The following is a 9,626-nucleotide window of genomic DNA, read 5'->3' as shown; positions in this document are numbered from 1 at the left end:
GACTACCTCCCGTGCGCGATCCGGTGTGGCCCGGACCGGCTCAGCATGATCGGCGGCTGCGCTGGTGCCCGCTCAGATCTGAGCGGACCAGTGTCACGAAGACTGCATGGACGCCAGCCGTCGTTCGGCGACTCGGCGCAGGTACGGTCGATCGACCTTGCCGTTGGCGTTGAGGATCGGCTGCGGCACCCACCAGAGCAGGCGGGGCAGCATGTAGGCGGGGAGGCGACGGGCCGCCCTGCGTAGGACATCGGCCTGTGCGACGGGCGGCCCACCCATGAGACAGGCGACCAGTTGCGGTCCGCTGTCACCTGCAACAGCGAGGACTGCCACCTCGGCGCCGGGCGCGGCGGCACGCAGGGCGTTGCCGACCTCCGCCGTCTCGACCCGATAGCCCTGGATCTTGAGCTGGGTGTCGGTGCGGCCGAGGTGGGCGAGCCCCCGCGGCCCCCGGCGCACCAGGTCTCCGGTGCGGTACCAACGGTGTCCGCCGTGGTCGAGGAAGCGGCCCTCGTCCTCGGCCGGATCCAGATATCCGGTGAACACCTGCTCACCGCTCAGACAGAGTTCGCCGGTTTCGGCCGGTGCGCCCGTCTCATCGACGACGAGGATACGGACACCGGGCAGGGGCTCACCGATCGAAACGACGGTGTCGGCGGACGAGTCGACTTGGTCGTTCTCGCTCCCCGTGATGCCCCTGTCTCCCCTATCCACAAGATTCGCCTTGTTCTCACCATCGCCCCGGGCGTCGTGGTCGTCGTGGTCCTCCCAGATGTGTCCGGTGCAGGCCACGCTCGCTTCGGTCGGCCCGTACAGGTTGTCGATGAGCGAGCCGGGGGCGGCTCGGCGCCATGCACGTGCGGTGCCGGTGGTGAGCGGTTCGCCGCAGAAGATCGTCGTTCGGACGTCCGGGAGACAGCCGGGGAGCAGCCGTCCGGCGATGCGCAGCGAGGCGGCGAGGCTCGGGGTGGCGTGCCACACCGTGATCCGCTGGCCCGCCAGCCGCGCTGGGGCAAGCGCCTGGAGCCGGTTGAGTGCGCACAGACAGCCGCCGGATCCCCAGGCCAGGAAGAGTTCGCTCATCGACAGGTCGAAGGTGAGCTCATAGATCTGGCTGAACCGGTCGCCGGGTCCGAGGGTGTGGCGTGCGAGTGCGGCGCCCACGTAGGCGCTGATGTTGCGATGGCGGATCGGTACCCCTTTGGGCACTCCGGTGCTGCCCGAGGTGAACATCAGATAGGCCAGGTCGTGCGAGCAGCGCGGGGGTGTGCTCAGCGGGCCGGGCGATCCCGGCCTGCGGATCGGCACTCCTGGCGGGAGATCGGTCAGATCGGTGGCGATGATCGCTTCGGGATCGAGCAGCGGCAGCAGTGCGGGCAGGCCGGCGGTGCCCGTGGCATCGACCACGAGTGCGTCGATACGGGCGGCTTCGGCCACGGCCCGGAGCCGTTCCGTCGGCGCGTCCGGGGCCAGTGGAACGGCACAGGCGCCGGCCCGCAGGGCGGCGAGGAAGCCGGCGTACGCGGTCACGCTCTTGGCGGCCAGGATGCCGACCCTGCGGCGTCCCGCAGCGGCGAGCGGTCCGGCGAGTGCCGATGTCTCCTCGTCCAGGGCGCGGTACGTCAGGGTGCGCCGACCCACGCTGAGGGCCGGCCCGTCGGGAGCGATCGCAAGCCCCCGGTCGAACCACTGGTCGAGGAGGGTTGCATCGGCGGGCACCGGGTCAGCCACTGGTCAGCCGGTCGAGGACCGCCCACAGCGAGCCCGGGGTGTCGAAGGTGGCGGGAGCGATGTCCTCGTCGGGAAAGGTCACTCCGAGGATGTCCTCCAGGGTGTCCATCAGGACGACCGACCCGACCGAATCCAGTCCCACGGTGGCCAGCTGTAGGTCCTTGGGGACCGGATCTTCGTTTTCCAGCGCGGGGAGTTGGGCGCGCAGGATCTGTTCCAGGCTCTCGTACGTGATCATTACTACGACGCCCTTCCACTCGATGACACGCCCAGCGAAGCGGCGCGCGCCCAACGGCGCCGCTCACTACTGAGCAGCACGGCTTCGGCGGCCGGATCATGCTCGTCCTCGACCGTTGGAGGAGCATGCCCGAGAGCATCGAGTCGTTCCTGTCAGCCGTGCACCGCACGTTCGCGGAGGTGACGCGCAGGGCGCCCGACTACTTCACAACGCGTCCACTGCGGGTGAGTGCACCCCCGGTGGGGGCGGTGGCGGCGGTGGCCGATGCGTTCGGGGCGCGGCTGCTCACCACCGCCGCGCAGGAGTTCACCGCGGTCGACGAGCTGGTGGACCGCAGAAGGTGCGACCCAACGGGATCGGTCCCCGGCAGTGAACTGGCCGGTGGATGGGCGCGGTGGCGGCACGACCAGGACCGGCGCACCGCCCTGCGTGCCGCGCGGGCCGCGCATCTGGCCCGAGCGATGGATCGGCGGACCGCCCGGCACGAGGGACGCAGTGTGCACTACCGGGTCTGCGGGCAGGGTCCTTTGCTGGTGCTGGTGACCGCGTTGGGTCACACCGACGAGGTCTGGTACCCGCTCGCGGAACGGTTGCTGCCTGGTCGGCGGGTGGCGATGTGGGACGCCGGGGAGCGCGATCCGTCGGGGCGACCCTGGACACTGGCCGGTCAGTTGGCCGACGTCGACGCCGTGTTGCACGCCGAAGGGGTGCGCTCATGCGATGTCATCGGCTGGTGTTCGGGTGCTCAGGTGGCATTGGAGTACGCGTACCGACGGCCCGGTGCGGTCCGTGCGGCAGTGCTGCTGAACGGGTCGTACCCGCGGGCAGGAGCGGACGCGGCCTCCCGCTACGAACGTGACCTGGCCGCGGTGTGCGCCTCCGTCGTGGCCCGGCCTGAGCGCGCGTCAAGGGCGTTGAGGATGCTCGCCGGCGCGGGGGCCGTCGTTCCGCTCCCCGTGGACGAACGCCTGGCGGCCGTCGAAGTGCTGGCCCGGACACCGCCCGGGTTGGCGAGCGTCCTGCGCCGCCCCTTCCGGGATGCCAATGCCCTGGTCAACTACAGCCATCAACTGTCCGAGCTGTGGCGGCGCGAGCTACCGGGCCCGGGTGCGAGCGTCCCACCGCTGTTGTCGTTGGCGGCGGGACTCGACCGGGTCGCCGCTCCCGAACCGCCACGGGCGCTGCTGCCACTGCTCTCCGGGCGGCACGGCGAACTCGTCGGCGCGACGCACTACAGCATGCTCGATCGTCCGGAGGTGGTGGCCGCGGTGTGCGCGGCCTTCTTCGACGATCCGACCCACGATCCGGCCCATGAAGCGGCCGGTGGTCCGATCGCCGCACCGAGGGAGATCGTCTGGGGAGCGCCGGTCGCGGACGTGTCCCCAACAGCCGTCCAGAAATCCATCAACGAGGGAGTGACGCCATGACCCAGTCAGTGAAGTTCGACAAGCTCGCCGCGACCTACGACGCGGCCCGCGGAGGGGAGGGGCGCGGACATATGACCGCGGCCACGATCTCACCGCACCTCGCACCGGGCTCGGTGCTCGAAGTGGGGGTCGGTACCGGTGTGGTGGCGGCGGGTCTGGCCGCGCTCGGTCACACCGTGCGGGGCGTGGACGTGTCCCAGCCGATGCTGGAGGTCGCCGCCAAGCGCTTCGACGGCGAGCTCTTGCTCGGCGATGGGATGGCGCTTCCGTTCGAGGACGCCTCGCAGGACAATGTGGTGTACGTGCATGCGTTGCACCTGATGCCTGACATGGCGTCGGCGCTGTCCGAGGCGGCGCGGGTGCTCCGGCCAGGCGGACGCGTGGTGGTGCGGCACGGAGACCCGGTGGCCGACTCCGATGACCTGGTGTTGATTCTGCGTCAGGTACAGGGGATGCAACCGGCGAGGCCGGACGAGCCGGCCGCAGTGCGGACTGCCGCCGAGGTGGCCGGGCTACAGATGTGCCAGCAGGGTCTGGAGCCGGAGTACGAGAGCGGGATGAGCCCCGAGACCTTCATCGCCCTGATCGTCAACCGGCAGGTGCCCTTCCTCCAGCGACTGGCGCCTGAGCGGGCGGCCGAGGTCGTCGAACCGATCCTGAAGCAGTTGTACGCCCTGCCGGAGCCCCAACGGGTGCGCCGACAGGCGTGGTCGTGCTGGTTGACCGTGGCACAGAAGCAGGTGTGAGGGCCACCGTGTCGGCGGTGGCCCCCGGGCGGGTCCGATCAGCAGGGGATCATCTCGAATGCCACCGCCGGCACACCACCGAAGCGGGCACCGACGGCCTGCGCCTGTCCGGTGACCGCGGGACGCACGGCTTCCTGGCTGTAGCCGAGCGCCTGGAGATAGGTCTTGTGCGCCGCCAACGAGGCAACCGCCGCGTCCAGACCGGTGGAGATGTCCACGGCGTGGGTGGGCTCGGGAGCGTTCGCCACGGCGATGTACTGCACCGACCAGGGCTCACCCGCCGACGGAAGGATCCACCGGTTCCCGGCGTCCATCAGCGCGTCCAGTGCGCATTGGCCGAACTCGCGGTGGTCGGGGGCGTTCCAGCGTCCGGTGCCGGTGCGCTGGTGGTGGTTGAAGACGACCACCAGTTGGGGTCGGCGTCGACGGATCGCCGCCACCAGATCGCTCCGCAGCGCTTCGCCCGCGCGCACGGCGCCGTCCGGGTGGTCGAGGAACTCGACGTCGCTGACGCCGACCCGGGCAGCCGCCTCACGTTGCTCGGCCTCGCGGACCTTCGCCGCCTCCGCGGGCGGCAGGGTGTCGATCCCGGCTTCACCGCGGGTGGCCAGCAGATAGGAGACGGTGTGGCCCCCCCGGGTCCACACTGCGACGGCGCCGGCGGAGCCGAACTCGACGTCGTCCGGATGGGCGGCCAGGACGAGCGCGCTTCCCCAGTCATCGGGCATGCGTTCCAAATTCTCACTCATGATCCGACGGTACGGCCGAGAATTGGTGACGACCGCTCAATAGTGCGCTGTCGGCGGGCCTGTGGGAGCAAATCGTGGAGCTGCCCACTCCATATCGTCACATGTGAAAGACTGTGCGTGGGCGTAACCGCCCAGAATTAACTTTCGTGAAAGGTGGATCATGGCAGCGATTGCCGAGCCCGGGGCCGTGACGTTAAATTGCCCCAACCCAGAATCACTGGCGGAGTTCTACGCCCAGGTGACCGGGTGGCAGAAGATCTTCAGCAGCGAGTCTGCGGCCTATCTGGCCGGCCAGAACGGCATGCGCCTCGGATTCGTCAAGTCTGATGGATTTGAGGCTCCGACGTGGCCGAACGCGACGAACCGCGTGCACATCGACTTCAGCGTCGCGGACCTCGACAAGGCCGAGGCCGAACTGGTGGCGCTCGGCGCCAGCAAGCCGGAGGTGCAGCCCGGCGCGGGGAAGTGGACGGTCCTCCTCGACCCATCCGGCTATCCGTTCTGCATCACCACGATGGGCTGATCGTGGCCTGACGGCCGAGTCCCCCGTTCGCCGCACGCGCGAACGGGGGACTCGGCCGTCGTGGGACGGAAGGTCAGCCGAAGATCCGGGGCACCAGCAGGCTGTCGAGCGTGCTGTCCTGAACGACGATCTTGTCCCAGGTCCCGCCGCCGCGCTCGGGCGAAATCCACTCCTGGATGTAGGACGCCCGGGGCGCGCTCGGGTCCGGGCTGGCGTCCAGGGCCATCAACTCCTGGTACGCCTGGATGTCCGCCATGTGGATGAAGAAGTGGATCCGGTCCATCTGACCGAATGCCTCCTCGAACAACAAGACCGTGGTCCTGCCCTTGGCGTTGAGGTTGTACGTCTCGGCGAGGGTGCGTGCGAGCACCCGGGCCTCAGCGCGATAGCCGTAGTTCAATCGGGCGGTGCGGTGCATGAGCAGCCCGGCCGAACCGCTCGTTATCAGGTCCGCGACCGGTAGCGACGTCTGCTGGGCAGCCGGCAGCAACTGAAACCGGGCTCGGCCGTCGACCCTCTCGATCGGGCTCATCTCCGGCTTCGCCATGGCTTCCGTGGCGGTGCCGAAGATGCCCCAGCGGTGCGGCAGCAAAACGGTCTCCTGCACGCTGCCCGGCTCGAACAGCTCCTCCCATCCGTCGTCCTCGCCCGCGGCGCGCCCGAATACACCGCTCCCCCGGTCGCCGGCGCGCTGGGTGAGTGCGGTGTAGTCCTGGAAGGAGCGCAGATGGATCAGCCAGTGCAACCGGCCCCGGGTCCCGAAGCCGTCCTCGTAGCTGAACGCGGTGGCGACGCCTTCGTTCCGCTCGTTGAAGTCGTCCGCAAGTGCTCGGGTCTGTGCTCGGGCGCGGGGGCCGTGGCCGGCCCGGATCTGACCGGTGCGCCACAGGACGACCTCGGCGGAGGCCGTGTCGAGCGTCTTGTCCGAGGGGGTGCGCACCTGGTGCTGGGCTGTCGTGGCGGTGGGCAGGGAGTCGTCCATGGTCTTCTTCCCTTGGTCCGGGGATGTGTCGGTCAGCGGGCGCCGGCCGTGGCGAGGACTTCGGCGGCGCCGGTCATCAACAGGTCCGCGATGGCGTCGACATCGCGCCGCCGCCAGGACTCCAGTGCGGTTCCCTCCACCAGGTGGTTGAAGGCACCCATCGCGGGCCCGCAGTGGATCTGCACATTGGCCGCGTTCTCCTTGACGCCGTCACGGGCCAGCCGGGTCGATTCGGCGAAGTACCACTTGAAGACGAGCGCCATCTTCCGTTTCGGGTCGCGCTCGGCGTCTCGGATGAGCTCCGGCCGGCCGGTGTCGCGGTAGTGCCGAACCACGTGCTCCCAGACCTGGGTCAACGGCTGTCGGAAGCAGGTGCGTTCGAGCGTGGTGAGGGTCTTGCGGTCGATGTGCTCCAGGCCGGGGTGACGGCGGTACAGCTCGTGGAGCTGGTTGGCGCGGGCGGCGAACATCGTGCCCCGTCGTACGACCTGTACGCGCGAGCCGATCTCGAAGAGGTCGCCCGCGGGGGCGTAGGTGACGTCCTGGACATCGAGTCCGGCGAGCAGGTCCTTCACCAGGTCGGAGGTGCCCGCCTGTGGACTGCACTGGTTGATGCTGCCGGTGAGCACGAAGTCGGCACCGAGCAGCACACAGGCCGCGACCGCCTCCGGGGTGCCGATCCCGCCGGCGGCGCCGACCCGCACCGGTTCCCCTCCACGCGGCGAAATGCTCTCCCGCAGCCGGAGCATGGTGGGCAGCAGGGCGAGCGCGACTCCTCCATCCGTGTGGCCGCCCGAGTCGGACTCCACGCAGAGATCGGATGCGACCGGTAGTTCCGCAGCGATCGCCGCCTCCTCTTCGGTCAGCGCGCGTTCGGCGAGCAGCCGGGTGAGGAGCTCCGGTGCCGGCGGGGCGAGGAACTGCCGCGCGACCTCCGGTCGGGACACCTTGGCGAGCACCTGGTGTGCAGCCATCGGGCGGCCGGCGCCGTCGCGATGGGCACCCTTGGCCCGGAAGAGCACCAGGGGCGCGGTGACCCGGGTGAAGGCGGCGGCCTCGACGAACCGCACCCCGCGCTGCAGATAGAGCTCGACGGTGGCCCGTTCCAACGCTCCGTCCGTCATGTCGTGCAGGAGGTTCATTCCGTACGCGGCGCCGACCGGCAGCCGTCGTTCGATGTCGTCCAGCGCCGTGCGCACCTCGGCGAGGGAGAGGCCACCGGTGCCGAAGAAGCCGAACAGTCCGGCCTCGGCCAGTCGGATCACCATGTCGGTGGAGGCGATGCCCTGGTACATCGACCCGGCCACATAGGCGTGGCGGGTGCGGTAGACCTGCCGGAACCGCGCCGAACCAAGTTCCGTACCGGGCCGCCCGGCCGGTTGCACCCGTGGGGCCACGGGCTCCGGAAGGATCGGTTCCGGACGAGTTCCCGCACGTTTCCCATGAGCCGCGACCGCTTCGCGCCAGAAGCCCGTGAGCGTTCGCCCCCGGCCGATCTCCCAGATCTCGTCCACGCCGGACTCCAGGAGATGGGTCATGGACTCGCCCCACCGCACCCGGGAGCGCATCTGTCGGCCGAGGAGCGCCGCCACTGGCTCCCCGGTCGGGTAGGGCCGGGCCGTCACGTTCGCGATCACCGGGAGCCTTGGTGGGCCCAGCGTCACCTCGGCGAGCAGCGCGGCAAAGCGGTCGGCGGCCGGCGCCATGTCCCGGGAGTGGAACGCGGCGCTGACCGGCAGCGGGACACATCTGACCGTGCCGCCACCCGAGGTCAGCAGGCCGGTGATCGTCGACACGCCGTCGGGCGTGCCGGAGATCACCACCTGGGTCGGCGAGTTGTCGTTGGCGATCTCGACGTCGTCCCGACCGGACGCGGCGAGGACTTCTGCCACGTCGCTGACGCCGAGGCCGATGACCGCGGCCATGGCGCCGCCGTCGGCCTCGCCCATGAGCCGTGCCCGTTCGGCGACCAGGCGCAGTCCGGTGGCGAAGTCCAGCACGCCCGCCACCACCAGCGCGTTGAACTCACCCAGGCTGTGCCCGGCGACCACGTCGGGCTCGGGGTGTTCGGCGCGCTGTGCCAGGTGGGTGAGCGCATGGACGGTGAAGAGGGCGGGTTGGGCGTACCGGGTCCGCCGAAGTCGATCGCCTTCGTCATGGAGGCACAGGTCCCTGATCGAGTAGCCGAGGATGTCGTCGGCGAGGGCGCAGTGCTCGGGGAAGGCGTCGAAGACTTCGGCTCCCATGCCCCGGCGCTGACTGCCCTGCCCGGCGAAGAGCAGCGCGCGCACGGCGTCAGAGCTGGCGCGGGACGAGGAGGGTGTCGGTGACTCCACCGGGCACGAATGCCTGCGCTCCGGTGCCGCCACCCTTCTCCGGGCTGATCATCTCGCGCTCCAGCAGCTTGCGGAACTGCGGGTCGCGGTGCGGCAGGTTACGCAGTTCCTCCCACGCCTCGTACGAGGCGAGGTGGATCAGCATGTGCAGCCGGTCCATGGCGCCGAAGGTCTCCTCGTAGAGGTACGCGGTGACCTTGCCCCGCAGATTCTCGTTGACGTAGTTCTGCCAGGCGAAGGCGTAGTAGCGCGCCTCCTTGCGGGTGGGGTACCGGGCGTAGGCGACGCGGTGCACCATCAGGGCTGCGTTGGCGGAGTTGAGCTGCTCCTCCGGGGGCACCGAGGTCTGTCGCCACGCCTCCGGGACCCATGCCTCGTGGGTGTGGTCCTCGCCGTAGTCCAGGCCGTGCTGGGGTACGAGGATGTCCTCGGTGATGCTGCCCTGCACGACGGCGTTGCCCCAGCTGCCGAAGCCACGGTCGTCGGCGACGACGTCGTCCTCCAGCAGGATCTTGGTGGTCTCGTCGTGGTCGACCATCTCCAGGCTGGCCGCGTAGTCGGCCGGGCTCTTCATGTTGATGAACCAGTGGTGCTTGGCCTGGTCGCCGAATGCCTTTTGGAAAAAGAAGAACGTCATTCCGTTGAGGTCGGCCTTGTTCATGTGGTTGAGGACCTCGGAAACGAAATTGAGACCCTCTTGCTCATGCCCGGGCTTGAAATGTGCGTAGCGCGAGATGATGAAACCCGCATTACCCGAGTGCAGCAGTTCCTTTTCGGGCCTGTCGACCTGGTGGCTGGCCGGTTTCATAATGTCGTTCACCGCGACCTCCGCTCCTCATGGGCTTTGATAAGCCGACACTAGGAGGAGCGGGGATCGCGGCGACGCACAGTTTT

9 protein-coding genes are annotated in these 9,626 nt (G+C 69.3%); 3 read left to right on the top strand and 6 right to left on the bottom strand.

Features of this window, described 5'->3' with window-relative positions; translation table 11 throughout:
• Positions 1-93: 93 nt before the first annotated feature.
• Together OID54_RS35715 and OID54_RS35710 are read right to left on the bottom strand one after the other, a co-directional pair.
• A complete protein-coding gene (locus OID54_RS35715; protein ID WP_329026540.1) occupies positions 94-1,719 on the bottom strand; it encodes an AMP-binding protein in 1,626 nt (541 codons plus the stop codon).
• 4 nt (positions 1,720-1,723) lie between these two features.
• A complete protein-coding gene (locus tag OID54_RS35710) occupies positions 1,724-1,969 on the bottom strand; it encodes a phosphopantetheine-binding protein (protein WP_329026538.1) in 246 nt (81 codons plus the stop codon).
• A 125-nt stretch (positions 1,970-2,094) separates the two neighbouring features.
• Here OID54_RS35710 and OID54_RS35705 point away from each other — a divergent pair, with 125 nt between their 5' ends.
• Both OID54_RS35705 and OID54_RS35700 read left to right on the top strand, forming a co-directional pair.
• Positions 2,095-3,396, top strand: a complete 1,302-nt coding sequence (locus OID54_RS35705) for an alpha/beta fold hydrolase (RefSeq protein WP_329026537.1) — start codon at positions 2,095-2,097, stop codon at positions 3,394-3,396.
• Positions 3,393-4,142, top strand: a complete 750-nt coding sequence (locus tag OID54_RS35700) for a class I SAM-dependent methyltransferase (protein ID WP_329026536.1) — start codon at positions 3,393-3,395, stop codon at positions 4,140-4,142. The genes OID54_RS35705 and OID54_RS35700 overlap by 4 nt, the downstream gene beginning before the upstream one ends.
• 38 nt (positions 4,143-4,180) lie before the next feature.
• On the opposite strand, the gene OID54_RS35695 is transcribed toward OID54_RS35700, so the two are convergent.
• On the bottom strand, positions 4,181-4,891 hold the full coding sequence (locus OID54_RS35695) for a PIG-L deacetylase family protein (protein ID WP_329026535.1): 711 nt from the start codon (positions 4,889-4,891) through the stop codon (positions 4,181-4,183).
• A gap of 160 nt (positions 4,892-5,051) precedes the next feature.
• Between OID54_RS35695 and OID54_RS35690 the strand changes: the two genes are divergently transcribed.
• Positions 5,052-5,414 (top strand): VOC family protein, encoded by a 363-nt coding sequence (locus OID54_RS35690; RefSeq protein WP_329026533.1) that lies wholly within the window; start codon positions 5,052-5,054, stop codon positions 5,412-5,414.
• Between the two features lie 73 nt (positions 5,415-5,487).
• On the opposite strand, the gene OID54_RS35685 is transcribed toward OID54_RS35690, so the two are convergent.
• Genes OID54_RS35685 through OID54_RS35675 form a run of 3 tightly spaced genes read right to left on the bottom strand, consistent with a single transcriptional unit; the run spans position 5,488 to position 9,552 of the window.
• Complete coding sequence (locus tag OID54_RS35685; protein ID WP_329026532.1) at positions 5,488-6,396, bottom strand: DUF6039 family protein; 909 nt, start codon at positions 6,394-6,396, stop codon at positions 5,488-5,490.
• Positions 6,397-6,428: 32 nt separating this feature from the next.
• Complete coding sequence (gene fabD / locus OID54_RS35680) at positions 6,429-8,732, bottom strand: ACP S-malonyltransferase (RefSeq protein WP_329026530.1); 2,304 nt, start codon at positions 8,730-8,732, stop codon at positions 6,429-6,431.
• Positions 8,692-9,552: a DUF6039 family protein gene (locus OID54_RS35675; protein WP_329026528.1), complete on the bottom strand. Its 861-nt coding sequence runs from the start codon at positions 9,550-9,552 to the stop codon at positions 8,692-8,694. Before OID54_RS35675 ends, fabD begins: the two co-directional genes overlap by 41 nt.
• Between the last annotated feature and the right edge of the window lie 74 nt (positions 9,553-9,626).

The organism is Streptomyces sp. NBC_00690 (assembly GCF_036226685.1).
Classification (GTDB): domain Bacteria; phylum Actinomycetota; class Actinomycetes; order Streptomycetales; family Streptomycetaceae; genus Streptomyces.
The sequence above is the reverse complement of the archived record's forward strand: the minus strand, read 5'-3'. Positions and strand labels throughout refer to the sequence as shown.